This window comes from Nostoc sp. KVJ20 (genome assembly GCF_001712795.1).
In the GTDB taxonomy this organism is placed as follows: Bacteria; Cyanobacteriota; Cyanobacteriia; order Cyanobacteriales; family Nostocaceae; genus Nostoc.
Window position 1 is genome coordinate 1 of sequence record NZ_KV757665.1, and the last position, 15,945, is coordinate 15,945.

Annotated in this window: 16 protein-coding genes and 1 pseudogene; 14 read left to right on the forward strand and 3 right to left on the reverse strand. The window is 41.7% G+C overall.

Going from position 1 to position 15,945, the window contains the following annotated elements; genetic code table 11:
• Positions 1-288, forward strand: a pseudogene (locus A4S05_RS25865) (hypothetical protein); the annotation flags it as partial.
• 66 nt (positions 289-354) lie between these two features.
• Positions 355-2,259 (forward strand): hypothetical protein, encoded by a 1,905-nt coding sequence (locus A4S05_RS25870; RefSeq protein ID WP_069072654.1) that lies wholly within the window; start codon positions 355-357, stop codon positions 2,257-2,259.
• 165 nt (positions 2,260-2,424) lie between these two features.
• On the opposite strand, the gene A4S05_RS25875 is transcribed toward A4S05_RS25870, so the two are convergent.
• On the reverse strand, positions 2,425-2,967 hold the full coding sequence (locus A4S05_RS25875; protein ID WP_176727112.1) for a hypothetical protein: 543 nt from the start codon (positions 2,965-2,967) through the stop codon (positions 2,425-2,427).
• 526 nt (positions 2,968-3,493) lie between these two features.
• Between A4S05_RS25875 and mobC the strand changes: the two genes are divergently transcribed.
• The 5 genes from mobC (at position 3,494) to A4S05_RS25900 (ending at position 7,886) form a co-directional block, all read left to right on the forward strand.
• Complete coding sequence (mobC, locus tag A4S05_RS25885; RefSeq protein WP_069072657.1) at positions 3,494-3,919, forward strand: plasmid mobilization protein; 426 nt, start codon at positions 3,494-3,496, stop codon at positions 3,917-3,919.
• Positions 3,920-3,923: 4 nt separating this feature from the next.
• Positions 3,924-6,197, forward strand: coding sequence for a relaxase/mobilization nuclease domain-containing protein (locus A4S05_RS25890; RefSeq protein WP_069072658.1), 2,274 nt, complete (start codon positions 3,924-3,926; stop codon positions 6,195-6,197).
• A gap of 9 nt (positions 6,198-6,206) precedes the next feature.
• Positions 6,207-6,377, forward strand: a complete 171-nt coding sequence (locus A4S05_RS43635) for a hypothetical protein (protein WP_256091171.1) — start codon at positions 6,207-6,209, stop codon at positions 6,375-6,377.
• Positions 6,378-6,479: 102 nt separating this feature from the next.
• Positions 6,480-7,130, forward strand: coding sequence for a hypothetical protein (locus A4S05_RS25895; protein WP_141699810.1), 651 nt, complete (start codon positions 6,480-6,482; stop codon positions 7,128-7,130).
• Positions 7,131-7,220: 90 nt separating this feature from the next.
• Positions 7,221-7,886: a transglutaminase-like domain-containing protein gene (locus tag A4S05_RS25900; RefSeq protein WP_370684489.1), complete on the forward strand. Its 666-nt coding sequence runs from the start codon at positions 7,221-7,223 to the stop codon at positions 7,884-7,886.
• Between the two features lie 176 nt (positions 7,887-8,062).
• Here A4S05_RS25900 and A4S05_RS25905 read toward each other — a convergent pair whose 3' ends face one another.
• Positions 8,063-8,374, reverse strand: coding sequence for a hypothetical protein (locus A4S05_RS25905; protein ID WP_141699811.1), 312 nt, complete (start codon positions 8,372-8,374; stop codon positions 8,063-8,065).
• Positions 8,375-8,956: 582 nt separating this feature from the next.
• Between A4S05_RS25905 and A4S05_RS25910 the strand changes: the two genes are divergently transcribed.
• Entirely contained in the window at positions 8,957-9,109 is a 153-nt protein-coding gene (locus A4S05_RS25910) for a CopG family transcriptional regulator (RefSeq protein WP_069072661.1), read from the forward strand.
• A gap of 219 nt (positions 9,110-9,328) precedes the next feature.
• On the opposite strand, the gene A4S05_RS25915 is transcribed toward A4S05_RS25910, so the two are convergent.
• The gene (locus A4S05_RS25915) at positions 9,329-9,778 is read right to left on the reverse strand and encodes a response regulator (RefSeq protein ID WP_256091173.1); all 450 of its coding nucleotides are present in this window, start codon (positions 9,776-9,778) and stop codon (positions 9,329-9,331) included.
• Between the two features lie 909 nt (positions 9,779-10,687).
• Between A4S05_RS25915 and A4S05_RS25920 the strand changes: the two genes are divergently transcribed.
• The 6 genes from A4S05_RS25920 to A4S05_RS25945 all read left to right on the forward strand — a co-directional run bounded on the left by A4S05_RS25920 (position 10,688) and on the right by A4S05_RS25945 (position 15,524).
• Positions 10,688-11,155 carry a MarR family winged helix-turn-helix transcriptional regulator gene (locus A4S05_RS25920; protein WP_069072669.1) on the forward strand — a complete coding sequence of 156 codons (468 nt, stop codon included), beginning with the start codon at positions 10,688-10,690 and terminating at the stop codon, positions 11,153-11,155.
• A gap of 147 nt (positions 11,156-11,302) precedes the next feature.
• Entirely contained in the window at positions 11,303-11,830 is a 528-nt protein-coding gene (locus tag A4S05_RS25925; protein WP_069072663.1) for a hypothetical protein, read from the forward strand.
• A gap of 300 nt (positions 11,831-12,130) precedes the next feature.
• Complete coding sequence (locus A4S05_RS25930) at positions 12,131-13,189, forward strand: NAD-dependent epimerase/dehydratase family protein (protein ID WP_069072664.1); 1,059 nt, start codon at positions 12,131-12,133, stop codon at positions 13,187-13,189.
• Positions 13,190-13,484: 295 nt separating this feature from the next.
• On the forward strand, positions 13,485-14,135 hold the full coding sequence (parA, locus tag A4S05_RS25935) for a ParA family partition ATPase (RefSeq protein ID WP_069072665.1): 651 nt from the start codon (positions 13,485-13,487) through the stop codon (positions 14,133-14,135).
• Positions 14,122-14,397 (forward strand): hypothetical protein, encoded by a 276-nt coding sequence (locus A4S05_RS25940; protein ID WP_069072666.1) that lies wholly within the window; start codon positions 14,122-14,124, stop codon positions 14,395-14,397. The genes parA and A4S05_RS25940 overlap by 14 nt, the downstream gene beginning before the upstream one ends.
• A gap of 110 nt (positions 14,398-14,507) precedes the next feature.
• Positions 14,508-15,524: a PDDEXK nuclease domain-containing protein gene (locus A4S05_RS25945; protein WP_069072667.1), complete on the forward strand. Its 1,017-nt coding sequence runs from the start codon at positions 14,508-14,510 to the stop codon at positions 15,522-15,524.
• Positions 15,525-15,945 lie beyond the last annotated feature (421 nt).

Sequence of the window (15,945 nt, forward strand, 5' to 3'; positions counted from 1 at the left end):
GAACTCCAAGATCACATGGTCTATGAGCTTGAAACCAAGCCTAGTGGCAAGATTGACCTTGTTGGTGAACTGTGGAAGGACTACAAGACCGCAGGTACACGCGATCGCTCTAGTGCAGGGTTAGTTGTGATTGCGGTTTGGGCGTTCGATATTGTCACCACCTTTGCGGCTCGTAACCCATTTGAATTTACAGCCCCATTCATGATTTTGGGCTGCATCTTATTTAATATCGGCACAATGATGGCAGGTGAAATTGGGTTTGCCATCTGGCGCTTGACCAAAGACTGATAATCAATAGCCGCTAAATTGAGCGCGAACTTTAGCGGCTTCTTAACTCAATAAGGGATTTAACTTGTGGAAAATAATATCCCCAAAATCACAACTAAACAAACAGAATATCTGCGATTGCAGTATCCCAGTCTCTCGCATTTAGAAGCTGGGAATATTGCTGAATGGTTGCAAGAGCGCAAAGACCAACTATTTGAAATGGCACGGCAATCTGAGAATGAAGCAGACATGACCCGTGTATTTGGCTTACTGGCTTCTGGGATAGGAGCGGTTTGTTATGCTGTCAATCCTTTGGCTGTAGTTGGTGGTTTAATTGGTGGTGCTGCATGGCTATGGTTTGTAGTCGAACACTCCAACCGCACTAAAGAAATTGCACCTTTTCCCTTTGTACGTGGCAACTTTATAGACGCGATTGCTCGTGCTGGTGACTATGATAATCGGAGCAATTATCAAGCGGATCATCTTGCTAATACCGTCAAATTCCTAGAACGACACGAGGCAGAAGAGTACGCCTTTTTTCTAGCTGAGTTTGAAAATATTGTCCAGTATTTAACGCAAGTTGAACCAGGAAAACGTTTTTATGCTTATCGCTGGATGTTTGGCTGGTTTGGCAAGCTCAAGGGTCGTCAGCTACCCACTTATCAGAGTATGGCTCTCCATTTACAAGATGTGACCATTGACAGCCGTGTGAATCGGTCTGAGATAAGTGCTATCGCACAAGCTCAAACCCAGTTACCACCGACCGTAGATATTAAGCAGTTTCAATCACCGACTGTAGATATTAGGCAGATGAACCAAGCTGCTTCTCCTTCTAGACCAGAAGAATTACAGCCATCAGCTAATGGGCTTGCACCAGAGACTATAACTCATCTGACTTTGGCGAATAGAGCAAACGCACTCATCGCTGCTTTAACGAAAAGTGGTTTCCAAATAGAAGACATGATGAGTTCCCAGGTGATAGCGATCGCTGGTACTCAACGAGGTGGCAAGGGAACCTTAGCAGCAATCTTAGCAACATTATCTCTAGCTTTAGATTCGGGATTAAACACCCAATACTTTACAGCCGGGGTGGACGTTTACCCCTTTAGTTGCAATCTGATTTCTGCTCTTAAATACCCTGATAAAGATGCAGACGGCTCAGATAAACTAGTTGCCCGTGACTTGCTTAAATTTCTTAAAGGGTTAGATGCAAGTGAACCTTACTCCCACAAAAACTTACTGTTAGTCATTGATGAGGCGATGCGGTTGCTGTCCTTACTTGATGAGAGCGATCGCACTTGGGCTATCCAATATCTGCTGAGTCGCTTCGCCAAATGTGGCGGTACATTAATTATCGTGTTGCATGGCTCTAACTTAACTTCTGTGGTTGGCAAGGCCACAGCAGGACTGGCAGACACCTTTAAGCAATCGGTTAACTTCATTGGTTGTGTAGCTCAGTCTGTCAGCGCTGGTGGTCTACGCAAAATGAATGTCGCTAGTGGAGAATATTTCAAAGCTAACCCTAATAACTTTGGAGAACCTGTTAGCGGTGGCAATCTCGGCATGATTCCAGACTGGCTAAAGATAGAGTTACACCCTGGAAATGGTCAGCCAGATCCAGCAAGAACATTACTCAAATTTTTCCCGGAACTGGTGCAGCATCACCAGCCAGCAGTTATGCCCAGAGGGGAGAAAATTGCACCAGATGACGCAGTTAATAAACTGGAGTCTATTTTCTCAAAGCCTACCCAAGAGCTTGAAATTGCAGAGGTAGAATTCGTCAGTATTTCTGAGGCGGATTTGTCGCAGATTTTAAACATTGTTACTTCAGCCGTGACAACACCAGTCAGCTTTGCCGCGATTAGAAATAGCCGGAAGTGGGGCGAGGATAAACCTAGTGTTCGGTATTTAAGGGGTGCGATTGCACAACTTATAGAATCCAAGCAATTGAACGGTAGTGAGAAGTTAGGCTTTACTGCTTTTTCAGATTAAATCCCCTTTATGTTCTCCTTAATTAGTGTCATTTATCTTGATGGACAATAGTAGCAGTATTGGTTAGGGATAGCTGGATTATCCTTAACCAATACTGCTTATATCAGGAAATTAATTGACATCAGCTACCGATATTCTCTCTCAAATACTTTTACGATTAATCATTTATATTTCATCATCACTGTAAATTTTTGGCACAAAAGCATAGCTATTTGGTTGGCTAGTTGATGACGATTTCTCCGATTGCTCCTTAGCTACCGCTTTCTTGCGCTTAGTGGCTTTATTTGTTAAATCTGAAGATTTTTCACTTGTAGAGGGCGATGAACTAGACGACCCATCAGCATTAGAAATCTCTTGTGAGGTCGATTGTTCAGATGATTCCGAATTTAAATCTGATGATGAACTAAGCGAATTCTCACCAGATGTATTAGCACTCGTTGTCAAAGCTTTCTTGTGAAAACTCTTCAGACCACTGGCCGCTAGTTCTACCCCATGACCTTGAAACACATCAGAAACATCGTCATAAGAGTAGCCAGCGTCTAACATCTCTTGAATAGGTTTAGCCAAACTGAGGACTAAATCTGACAGGCTGATAGTTTTAGGAGTCGCTGCTTTATGTTTAAGACTGGTTTGAATATCTTCTATTTTTGATAAAGGGACAGCTTTCGGTTTGCGCGACATATTCAGCACTAGTAATAAATTATTCAATTGTAAAAAAAACGTGGTCAAAAAAAGTTTAAGTTTCTTGTCGTGATGTGACGAATATAAACAGAAAATGGTTTGTATCTTCGTGAGGTAGACTAGTCTAAAAAAGCAGTTACCCATGAATCAACACTCTGATATCAAAAGCTGTTGGCAGCATTGTTAAACAGAGCCAGCCCCCGGTTACACTCTTGTTGTTGCACAGAGTCAATCGTGGATCGCCAAAGTCTCGTACTCCCCCAGTCTCCCGTTGTGCCCCCTGGTTCTGGTTTCCCCAGTCCTGTCGTGGGGGCATAGGCAAGCAATACGCCGTAACGCACTACGTGCTACTTTACCCTCCGGGTAAAGCGTCGTGGTTGCTTGTTGGGGGTGTCCCCCAAACCCCCTTTTATCAGGTCTATTAAAGGGAGAAATGAGCCAATAAGAGGTTCCGGGTTATTCGCCTACCTGCGCGGCACTGCGTGCCAGCGCAGCTACAGCGAATAACCCGGTTAAAAAATGAATAAGCAGATAAATGAACGCCTAATTAGTTATGCAACCAGACCCACGTATAAATCTTAGTAATCAACTAGCTGACACATTAACCAATCGGTCAGTAGCACCAGATGAAAAGCGAGAAATAACAATCACGTTTAGGGCTAGCTATGCCGAGAAAGCTAGATTAGAGCAACGGTGCAATGGGGTGGTGCAAAGTGACTATATCAGAGCGAGATTATTTGATTACCCTCTACCACATCCCAAACTGGTAATTCCCGAAGTGAACCGACAGGCTATCTATGAGTTAAAGAAGATTGGTAACAATCTGAATCAGCAGACTAGAGCTATTAACGAAGCTGTGAAAATTGGTAGCCAACCGTTGACGGTGGAGGTGAAATCATATCTGAAAACTCTTGAAGAACTGACAGCACTTTTAGAGCAGACTCGCCAATCACTCACTCAAGCATCGGTAGAGGGTTAGCTAAATGATTACCAAAGTCAAAGCTAACAAATCATTTCGTGGCACTACTAAATATGTGCTTGAGAAAGAGAAAGCCAAAATTATTGGCGGGAATATGTACGGGAGAAGTACCAATGAATTGGTAGAGCAATTTACCCTATCAGCCCATCTTAACCCCCAGCTAAAAGACCCATGCTATCACTTAATGCTTAGTGTACCGAAAAGTGATAGAACGCTAAATGATGACGAATTAGCTAATCTTTCTCAACGTCACTTGGCATCGGTTATTGTGTTGTCGCGGCTTCAAGGTGATGAATCCCAAGTTAAACAGCCAGATAAGAGGATAGCTGATACCAAACTAAACCAGCTAATTGATGAATTTATTGAGATAGAATTACCAGCTTATGACTTCTTTATAGCGCGGCACTCTGATAAAGAACATGACCACACCCACATCGTTGCATCTAGAGTTAATAACCTAAATGGTAAATCTATCCGCACTTGGAATAATTACGCCTACTCTGAACACTCCGCCCGACTGCTAGAGCGAGAATTTCAGCTAACTCAAGTCCAAAGCAGTTGGGAGAGTAAGCAAAAAGCTATGACCCGCAATCAACTTGAACGAGTCGAACGCGATGGACTTCCAGGCGAAGAAATAATGCGCCGAGCGATTGAGCAAGTGGCAGTAGATAAACCCACTATGCCCCAACTAATCGAGAGACTATGGAGAGAGCATCAAGTCAAATCCATCGTCAGTTATTACAGCCACGGTGGAGTAAGAGGCATCAAGTTTGGTATTGATATTGGCTCAGTTAATGAAGATGGTAGCCCCCGTTTGCTCTGGAAACAGGGAGGTAATCTCAATAAATATAAGTGTTCCTTTACAAAGCTCCAGTCTGAATTAGGGATAAACTACGACTCTAAACGTGACGATAGCGAAATTAAACGTTTAAATAATTTCTTAGAATCTGTAGATAATAGCCAAGAGAATCAACAGCTAATATCAACCATATCACCTAAAAAAGCTCAAAATATACCCGAAATTAAACACCAGACAAACCCAGCTAAATCAGATGTGGAACAACGAGCCAGTTCAGAACTCATAAATACAATCGCTGACTTTATTGAACAGTCAGCAGTTGAGTCAACCTTGATTGAAACATTACCACAGTTAACAAAACAACTGTCTGAGTATCATCAGAATTTATCAGCCGTAAGAACCACATACGACGAGCTATTAGCGGCGATTGCTGAAAGGGAACAACTCTTATCACAAAGAACTGTGAATGCAATTGCTGACTTTATTGAACAGTCAGTAGTTGATGATGCCTTAAGTGAAACGTTACCACAATTAACAGAACAACTCTCTCAATATCGGCAGCAGCTAGCTAAGAATAAAGCTGTATTCGACGGACTAGACGCGGCGATTACTCAAGAGTTACAATCCCATGTAGAGAAGAAAGCTATTTCATCAATTTCTGATTACGTTGAGCAATCGACTGTTGAATCTGCCTTAACTGAAGCAGTATTAGAATTAACGCAACAACTTTCTCAATACAAAGAGGAACTCGTTACAGCTAAAGCTACATTTAATGACTTGGATGCAGTGCTTGCGACTGAGTTAAAATCATATCTAGAGAAGAGAGCCATTTCATCAATTTCTGATTATGTTGAGCAATCGACTGTCTCTTCAGCCTTAACCCAAACAGTATTAGAATTAACGCAACAACTTTCTCAAAATCAGCAGCAGCTAGAAACCGGAAGAACCATATTCGATGACCTGGAAGCAGTGATTGTTTATTTGGATCAACTCCATAGATCACAAAAACCAGTGGATGTAGTTGCTCTTAATCAAACTCAAACTCTAGCCACAGATAAACCAAAACTAACCCCGAATCAAACAGCCGAGTTATATAAGTATTACAGCGCCGACTTGCAAAACTTATTAGTGACTGACCGAGATAAAGAAATTGCTATACGGGCGCTCAAAGATAATAAACCACCCCAAGATGTTGAAGAAATTATCTTTGCCAGTCCAGCCGGATGGACACAAGATGAAGCCAGAGAATTAGTCCTAATCGCTAGCAATCAACTGGCAACTCAAAAGTTAGAACCAGAACAGTCACTTGATGAAAAACAGCATATTGAGTCGGAATTCTTAGCGATGGCTGTGCCTATTGCTGTTGAATTAATCAACTGGCAGTTAAGAGAAACTGGCTCAAATAGCCTTAGATTCAAACGTGCCACTCTGGAGAAACAGGGTAGAGAATTGGTGTTTAACCATGATGAAAGAGGTTAGATTTTCCGGGTGTCTGTCAACCGAAACCAGTCAGGTGAGCTTGAGTATTCACCTATTCATATTGGGTCAGTAGAGAGAGAAGACCTGATGCTTTGGCAAAAAGCAGATCGCGTATTGCAAGAAATAATAGAAGAACAGCAACAACAATCAATCAGACAAAGTAAAGGGTTTTCCCTCTAGGTGATGGCGCAACTTGAAATCACTGTCAATTAAACATACTAGAATTAGCTATTATCATCAACTTCAAGTACAGCCCTATTTATTGTGGATGCAATTTCAATTGTGGAATCAGTTTTAAATGACTTCTGCTTAGAAGTCCTTGAAGATGGAAGTTTTGTGGCGAAGGCGTTCAAGCAGATACATCAGTTGAAGCGGGAGTTTGGCAAAGGGTATGCCTTAATTAATATTGGAGAGTTTCACCCAGACATTGGCGAGTTCATTATCCCACGAAAAGATAAACTTGAGACTTTGTGGCTGGATGAAACTTCAACTCATGAATACCTAAACAGCGAAGTTGCCGCTACCGTTTTGAACGTCGTTGATTACGAATCTTGCCCTGATAAGCACGAAGTTTTCATCTTCATGGCGTCTATTGATAATGGCGATACCGTAAAAGTTGGTCGATACAGTATATTTGCAAAAGGTGGCTATGTACCTGACCCCTACCGCCTTAAACCCTCATCAATTACATCTAAACAAATTGAGAAACGGCTGCGACGGATGGCGAATAGCGGAGTACGTCTGTTAATTCTCGATACCTCTAATCCTGATTTTATGGGTAAGAACCTTGCAAAATGGCTGCGTGAAATCAAGAGGTTAGGAAAAAACGCCTCTCAACACTTTAGCGTCATGATAGATGCCACTGATGAGTTTCCAGCAGAACTACCGCCGGATTTACAAGATGATTGCTGGACGATCAGGGTTGGCAATTAGTCCGCGACTGCATTACACGTAATAGCCCAAATGTTTACTACGGAATTCGCACTTATGCCATGTGGTACAAATAGCATACTGCACTGACAAGTGGAGTGCTTTGAAATTACTGGTAAGGTGTTTAGAGTTGAAGTTACAGTATTCGTATCGATTGATATGGAAGAGTATTTGAAGGTTAGTGAAGTCATCGACTGGCAGCATCCCAAAATTATGGAACGCGCCAAACAAATCTCACTGGGATGTGCAACCCCAATGGCGATCGCAAAAGCGTGTTTTGAGTGGGTGCGAGACGAAATCTGTCACAGTTTTGACTATCAAATGAATCCTTTGACTTGCCGAGCTTCAGATGTGCTTCAACACAAAACAGGTTATTGCTACGCTAAGAGTCATCTGCTGGCAGCACTGTTACGAGCAAACCAGATTCCCACAGGATTTTGTTATCAGAGGTTGAGTATTGATGATAAAGGTGCGCCGTACAGTTTGCACGGTTTCAATGCAATCCATTTGCCTGAAGTTGGTTGGTATAGGGTTGATGCAAGAGGTAACAAAGAAGGAGTCAACGCTCAGTTCACTCCACCTCAAGAGCAGTTAGCGTATAAAATTCAGTTTCCTGAAGAGGCAGATTTTCCAGCGATCTTTGCCGAACCGCTCCGAATTATCGTAGAAGCGTTGCAAGCACAGAGTACATGGGATGAGATGCTTCGCAACCTTCCAGACATTTCGTTGGATTCAGCAAAAAGTCATGGGTTGGTGTGATAGATATTGAGTACGTGCAAGGCAGCATTGGAAAACACAATATCGTAGGGGCGATCGCGTTACACGTTAGAGCCATTACGTGTAACTAGTGACTATATATATTGATGTGGCGTGATCGCTTTTTTCGCATTGAGCGCGTACAATTTATCCAGCTTGGCACGGTGATACCTTTTATCTTATTCCACTTCGTCGAGCGATTCCAGCTCAGTAACAAACATCTGAGCCTGCCTTAAAACCAGCCCCAACAATAACAAATCCACACGCCATTGAGCCATTATTAATCCACCCCAGCACTTACTTAAGGTAATTTCAATTGCGTCTGAGCCAAAATGACTATCGTTAACCCATCTAACCCCTAGTGTATAATCGTCATTTCCTGGCAGCAGGTAGAGAAGGAGATTTAATTTATTTGCGGAATATCCATTGATCAAACCATAGTCTGCAAGGATTTTAACTAATCTGGCAATTTCCATATCTGTAATTTCCAATAATATTTTATTGGCTATATTGAATTAGTTTTTAGATATTGTTAGGGGACAGATCGAAAAGTTAGATAGCAAACTCTGCTCGATTATCAGCACCTATATATCAATTCTCCAATATTGGAGAAGAGCATCAAGAAATTATGTTATTCACTTATTCATTGTTTCTGAAATGAATTCCAAAAACAAGCTCAAAAATTAAATATTTAGACATAAAATCAAGATTTCTGTCTATTCATATTATGTTCAAATTCCAAAAGTTTTGGGAATACTTAGTTTACGTTTTTACGTGACATAAATATATACTTTACAACCCTGGATAAATTGCCAACTCTATCGAGATTGCAATTTATCCAAGGTTTTTTATGTTTATCGGGGTCAAATGAGCTTTGTTTCACTGCTCATTTCACCTTGGACACAAAAAGCACAGAAGAGAGCTTTTATTTTTTGGTTCTCCCCCAAGCGATAGCCGCTGTTTCATATCTGTTTTATATCTCTTGTTTGATTGATATTTGCTTGCTACTGTGCTTTTGGAACTGCAATATAATTGACGGATAAGTCTATTTCACATATTCGTAAGAAGAAATTATGAATAAAAAATGGGCCGTTAAACGCCTCACAGTAAATTTGACATCAGTTGAAGCGGAGAAACTTGAACAATACTGTGCTTGCACAGGAAGACCAGCAACCGATGTAATTCGAGAATTACTCCGTTCTCTTGAAGTAGACAAAAATAAATAAAAGCAAAGAAGTAACGGAACTTGATAAGCGCCTTAGAGACGATTTATCGCGGGGAGCAGCTAAGTGTAATCAATAATTGCATCTGTCAATTACACGTAATATCCAAAACCTGTAATTACTGACTATATATATTAATGTGGCGTGATCGCTTTTTTGGCATTGAGCCGACAATCGGGTAATTTGGGTTTAGATGGTACAGAGTAGAGCATATACTCTGTGCTAGGAGCAATGCAAATATTCACCCTGACACAAAGTATATTTCCTACTCTTTAACAGTTTTGCTACTTCTGTTATTAACTCTGTAGCGGTTGAAGGCTTTTGAATATAAGCTTGAAATCCAGATGCAAGTGCTTTTTTATCTGCCTTATCTTCAGTATTTCCAGTAAAAGCAATTGCGGGAATTTCTCTAGTTTGTGAATACTCAAATGAACGAATTTTTTGTATCAACCAATACCCATCATTCAAGGGCATAGTAATGTCTGAAATTAAAAGATCCACCGCATATTGTTTAATTACCTCTAATCCTGTTAAGGCATTTGATGCCCTGAGTACTTGAATTCCATAGCTTTCAAAAAGCTCGGTCATTACCAGAAGCATATCCTGATGATCATCTACGACAAGAATTGTCGCTCCTTGGAAGATATCTATGTCTGTTTTATCGTTTTCCAAAAAATGATTAAAAAAATTGCTTGACACTAGAGATTGTCCCCCTTATTTGTCTACTTAATTACAAGTCTTTTCACCAAGAACCAGTGCTACAGTTTGACATTGAAATCGGGGGAAATTAAGAATTTTGAGTATTTTTCTCACAAAAACTACACCCTATTTGATTTCACACGGCTCTTATCGTGACGCAAAAAAACGACCATCGTAATACCTGTAGCCGCGACAAATTAACTACTGGAGATCATGTTATTGGAAATACTGATCTGTTTTATTATCCCCCCCTGGGGGATAATCTGTGCATTATATTCCCTTAAAGGGGTGCAACATCCCCTCCTTAAAGGATATTTTTCAAGGCATGTGGAAAGTCAGCCCCCTCTTTTCTTCAAAAAGGAATAGCTTCAACCGAGCAAGGAAGTTTTGTGAACCCTCCTCGCTATAACCCATATAAACAGAGCCTTTCGGCAACTCAAGGATTTCTATTTCTTACTCAATTTCCTTAAAATGTACCTCTAACCATAGATAAACTCCTCATTTGGGTGGAGAAAGGCTTTGAGGTGATTGATGGTCACAGAAGAAGCAATCGCTTTGGCACACCCGGCGCCATCGTGTCGCACCCAAAACGGGAAAATCGTACGCTAAGGAATTGAGACTAACCTGAATGCTATGAAAATACCTTGTTTTGAGCAAACGGCATACCTCTATTCCTCATTTTTGACTCGAATTAGGAACTTCCAGATGGTGCAGAGTAGTACCAATACTCTGCACCAACAAAAAAATTAACACCTCAAATCTAGACAGGCAAAGACGTTCAGCCTTAGCGTACGATTTTCCCAAATTGGCACGGTGATGCCAGATGAACTTTATAAAATAGTTAATAAGTTAACTATCTGCCTCAGCAATCAACTTTGTGAAATGTCCAACTCATCCCCAAATACTGATTTTCTTACTCAGTGGCGATATGCCCTAGCACCTTACAACTTAGGGTATAAAGTCAAACTGGTATCCCAGTTGATGTATCGGGATTTCCTAGAGCGGCTAGAACCCTACGGACTGACTCCATTTCACTACCTTGTCTTGTGCTGTTTGTGGGAAGAGGATGGTCTTTCAACATCTGGAATTGCTGACAAGCTCAAGCAATTGGGCGCAACGCTAACCGGAGTTGTGGATCGGATGGAAGATCGTAACCTCGTTTATCGAGAGCGCGATCCTGACGATCGCCGTATTGTCCGAATCTGGCTCACCGACGAAGGAAGGCATTTCATGAAAGTCCTACCGTCTGTAGGCGCACAGACAATCAACAAGGCAACTGAAGGCATATCAGAGGTAGAACTTTCAGCCGCCTTGAAAATATTAGATCAAATCGTCCACAACTTTCTTTAAAGGATTTCAGCCTTTCGAGGTTGACCTAATGGCAAATACTTAATATATTAACTATCAATATATTAAGTATTCCCCGCACACAATCTAAACGAACGCAGGCTTCGATTTGTACAGATCGGAGTTGGACGCATAAATCCAGGAGGAAAAATGCCAAAACTGAGTGTCAAACTGAAAAATTGGTTGCTGTCCGCACACATCGGGTTTGCTGCACTTTGGACAGGAACCGTCTTAAGTATGTTTCTTCTGTCACTGAGGAACACGAAGGCTACTAACGCAGATGCCCTCTATGCGCTTAACTCAGCAATTAATTTGCTTGATGACTATATTGTAATTCCCTCAGCGATTGGTTCAGTCATTACGGCAACGTTTCTTTGCTGGACAACCAACTATGGATTCACCAAATTCTACTGGGTTATTGCGAAGTGGATTTTGACGACTGGATTGGTTGTATTTGGCACCTTCTGGCTATTTCCTTGGGGAAATGTTGCAGAAGATATCTCGGCACAAGAAGGGTTACAAGCGTTTGATAATCCAATCTATTCGTTTGACGCTAGAGGAGTGTTGACTGGAACTTTAATTCAAGTTCTCTTTCTTGTTCTCATCATTGGAATCTCGGTTCTAAAGCCTTGGGGAAGGCGACCAATGAAAGAGAAAAAACAAGCCATTGCAGATTAGTTGGTCAGTTCTGGCAGCATAACTATGTTCTGGAGGCGCTTTTAAGAAAATTGATTAAGAAACGGAATTGATTGACTTGCCCAAAAGCTTTGTTTATAAGGGTCATAGCGAGGAGCAACCGGGAAACTTCTTTACTCGGTCGAGGCTAGAGTTACCTTATTAATTACGCTAGTAGCATAACAACCTCCTTGCAGCAGACTGTCGAATACTGCAAGCGATCACAGAAAATGCGTAACTGAATTTATATCATTAAAAGGAAAATAAAGCGCTACCACAACCAAACTTAAAGGCTGAAAGTACATGAAGATTTTGGTCATTGGCGGCACAGGGTTTATCGGTCTGCACGTTGTTCGCAAACTTGTTCAATTAGGGCATCAAGTCACGGTATTCCATCGAGGTGTAAAATTAAAGCATCGAGCAACGGTATTTCATCAGGGAGCGACACCCTCCCATTTGCCGCCAGAAGTAAACTACATCAGTGGTGATCGACATCATCTAGAAGACTATCGGCATGAGTTTCAACAACTTGCGCCCGAAGTAGTGTTAGACATGATTGCACTGACTGAGGCTCATGCTCTCCTAACGATGGAGACATTTAGGGGTCTGACTCAAAGAGTTGTAGCAGTCAGCAGCATAGATGTCTATCGCGCTCGTGACATAATTTGGAAACGAGAAACGGGACTGATTGATCCAGTTCCACTAACAGAGTCAGCACCCTTACGCTCACAGTTCTATCCGTATCGAGACTCAGCAGACAAAGATTCAATCGTTCCACCGGATTATGACAAGATTTTGGTTGAACGAGTCATCATGGGTGATTCTCACATTGAAGGCACCATCATAAGATTGCCGATGGTTTACGGAGAAGGAGATTATCTACATCGCTTTTATCCTTACTTAAAGCGAATGGATGATCATCGTCCTGCTATTGTTTTAGAAGAAAGTTATGCTTACTGGCGTGGTAGTTACGGCTATGTTGAAAACGTAGCGGCGGCCATTGCTCTGGCAGTTATAGATCACCGTGCTAAAGGCCAAATTTACAATGTTGCTGAACTAGCAGGGCTATCGGAAGCAGAGTTAGCTAAAACTATTGGGCGGATTGTCGGTTGGAGTGGAGAGATTGCCGTTATACCTAAAGCTCAGATACCAGAGTTGTCGCAATTACCGTTCAATTTTGAGCAGGATTGGTTATTAGACTCTACTCGCATTCGTGAAGAGTTAAATTATGCTGAACCAATTGACCAGAACGAGGCATTCAGACGAACCATTGATTGGGAGAGATTAAATCCACCGGAGGCATCCCACACAAGTGATCTTTTAGATTACGAGACAGAAGATACGATTTTAGCATTGATGTAGTAGTGCAGCCCAAGACTGCATTGGATCTGGTAGGGTAGCCGCCGAGATACCGACTCTGTTGGCGAAATGCGATCGCTATCCTCAAAGCCTTGAAATGTCATAGCTACTCACATCAGGAATTGCGGTTTACATGAATTCGCCAACAGAGTCGGAAATGTATTTCTGTAATTAATTACATTTGTATTAATGCTATTTTGTGCATTTGTAAATATGTAATTTAGCCATTAAGCTTGGTATTGTCACTTTCTGGAATTTGTCATAACCTAATGAATTACATTTTTACAAAAACACATTTATGAAAATTGCAGTTTTGAACCAAAAGGGGGGCAGTGGCAAGACCACAGTATCTATCCATTTGGCTCATGCTTTTTTTATAAGGGGGTATCGAGTATTACTTGTTGATACTGACCCTCAAGGCTCAACCCGTGACTGGGCAGCAGCACGTAATGGTGAGGCTCCATTTAGCGTTATTGGTTTGGATCGTCCTATCTTGCATAAAGAATTGCCCAAACTAGCGCAGGGGTATGATTTTGTTTTCATTGATGGTGCGCCAAGAGTTTCTGACTTAACCAGATCAGCAATCATGGCAGTGGATTTTGTGCTGATTCCTGTACAACCATCTCCTTTGGATGTGTGGGCGGTGCATGAGGTAGTAGAACTGGTACAAGAGGCCACTATATATAAGCCAGACCTAACAGCAGCATTTCTAATCAACAGAAAGATAGTGAACACTGCTCTTGGACGAGAAGTAACTGAAGTTTTACGAGAATACCCCTTTCCAGTGCTAAAAGCACAGATAAGCCAAAGGGTAGCATTTGCTGAGTGCTTAAACATTGGTAGTACTGTTTTGGAAGCTGCCCCGAAAAGTGCTGCCAGTGATGAAGTACGAGCAGTTGTTGAGGAGATATTAGCGGCGAAGGAGGAAACCAATCATGGCAGAAGTTAAAAAAGCACAAAAACTAAGCTTGAGGCCAGGCGTTCAGAAAACGCCTGTAAAAGATGAAGCAGCAGCGTGGGTGGAAAGTCGCAATGGTGCTGAAACGCCTAGCACTACAGAGATAGAAGAAGCTAACAATGGCAAAAGCAAGCGAGTTACTTTTGAAGTTACCCTAGCACAGCACCAGGAGATTAAAATCCGTGCTACCAAAAAAGGTATGACCATTAAGGAATATATGATTGCTCTAGTTGAGGAGGAGCTAAAAAGCTAATGTAATAAAGTAATTTATTACATTTGTATTTAATTACATAAGTACATAATTACATTATTACAACTGTTTGGAGATTTCAGACACAGTTGGCTCTCGTTGGGGTTTGAGTTATGAGTGATTTAACGGTTAATGATGGTTCATATCAGCAGTTGTTAGATCGCATTGGTGAGTGTTTGGCGTTGGGGCGACAACGTGCTTTTGAGCAGGTTAATTCAGTTTTAGTAGAAACTTACTGGCAGATTGGGCGTTATATTGTCGAGTTTGAGCAAGCGGGTAAGGAACGGGCAGAATATGGCAGTAAGTTGTTACAGGTGCTTTCACGAGATTTGAAAGCGGCGTATGGTAAGGGGTTTAGCCGTTCTAATTTGCAGTATATGCGTCTGTTTTATTTGAACTATGAGAATTGCCAAACACTGTCTGGCAAATTGAGTTGGTCGCACTATACGGAGCTTTTAGCTATTTCCGATGATTTGGCGCGGTCATTTTATGAGCAGCAGTGCATCCAAGATCGTTGGAGTGTGCGGGAGTTGAAACGCCAGAAGGATTCGGCTTTGTTTGAGCGGGTGGCGTTGAGTAAGGATCGGGCGGAGATTTTGGCACTGGCTAAAGATGGGCAACGGATCGAGTCGGCGCGGGATGTGGTCAAAGATCCTTATGTGTTCGAGTTTTTGGATTTACCAGACCGCAATTATCGTGAGAGTGAGTTAGAAAATCGTTTAATTGCTGAGTTGGAGAAGTTTCTACTTGAGTTGGGCAAGGGGTTTGCATTTATTGGGCAGCAATACCGAATTACGTTAAACAACACGCATTTTTTTGTGGATTTGGTGTTTTATCATCGCATTCTCAAGTGTTTTGTCTTAATCGATCTGAAGACGCAAGCGGTGAGTCATCAGGATATTGGACAGATGAATATGTATCTAAATTATTTTCGGGCTGAGGAGAATATGAAGGATGACAACGAGCCAATAGGAATTGTGTTGGCGCGAGATAAGGATGAGATTTTGGTTGAGTATGCGACGGGTGGTATTTCTAATCAGCTTTTTGTGTCAAGATATCAACTTTATTTGCCAGATCCGGAGGTTTTAAAGCAGGAGTTAAGGCGGCTTTTGGAGGTAAATGATGGGTGATGTTCCCTGCCCCCTCTCAAAAGATGTCGTCATACTATCAATTCCCGACATCAAGGTAAAACCATTAAGGGTTTTGACAATATATTGACAAGGACAGCTAATATGCAATACCTTTTTTCCAGATGTGTTGATTGCTCATCTACACACCTCGCCCGAACCTTGAAAACCGCATAATTCCGTTGAGGTGTGTCGATGCTTTATGCAGTAAGGTTTTCAGCCTGCAAAATTGATACTTTTTGTCAAATTTTTTGTGATTTTTCAGAGGTGTGTCGATTGGGGTATCTCAAACCCTTTCCCTGTAAAGGTTCCAGAAGTGAACTCTTTACAAACTCATTGCCCCGAAAGGGGATGGAAACTGTGATTCTAGCACAGCTTTGCATTTCCAACATTAACTTTACAAACTCATTGCCCCGAAAGGGGA

What these genes read in the sequence shown, in the direction of transcription:
- A4S05_RS25925 (WP_069072663.1), top strand. Translation starts at nt 11,303, where the DNA reads ATGCCAAAACTGAGTGTCAAACTGAAAAATTGGTTGCTGTCCGCACAC.
- A4S05_RS25940 (WP_069072666.1), top strand. Translation starts at nt 14,122, where the DNA reads ATGGCAGAAGTTAAAAAAGCACAAAAACTAAGCTTGAGGCCAGGCGTT.
- A4S05_RS25910 (WP_069072661.1), top strand. Translation starts at nt 8,957, where the DNA reads ATGAATAAAAAATGGGCCGTTAAACGCCTCACAGTAAATTTGACATCA.
- A4S05_RS25920 (WP_069072669.1), top strand. Translation starts at nt 10,688, where the DNA reads ATGTCCAACTCATCCCCAAATACTGATTTTCTTACTCAGTGGCGATAT.
- A4S05_RS25930 (WP_069072664.1), top strand. Translation starts at nt 12,131, where the DNA reads ATGAAGATTTTGGTCATTGGCGGCACAGGGTTTATCGGTCTGCACGTT.
- A4S05_RS25890 (WP_069072658.1), top strand. Translation starts at nt 3,924, where the DNA reads ATGATTACCAAAGTCAAAGCTAACAAATCATTTCGTGGCACTACTAAA.
- parA (WP_069072665.1), top strand. Translation starts at nt 13,485, where the DNA reads ATGAAAATTGCAGTTTTGAACCAAAAGGGGGGCAGTGGCAAGACCACA.
- A4S05_RS25945 (WP_069072667.1), top strand. Translation starts at nt 14,508, where the DNA reads ATGAGTGATTTAACGGTTAATGATGGTTCATATCAGCAGTTGTTAGAT.
- mobC (WP_069072657.1), top strand. Translation starts at nt 3,494, where the DNA reads ATGCAACCAGACCCACGTATAAATCTTAGTAATCAACTAGCTGACACA.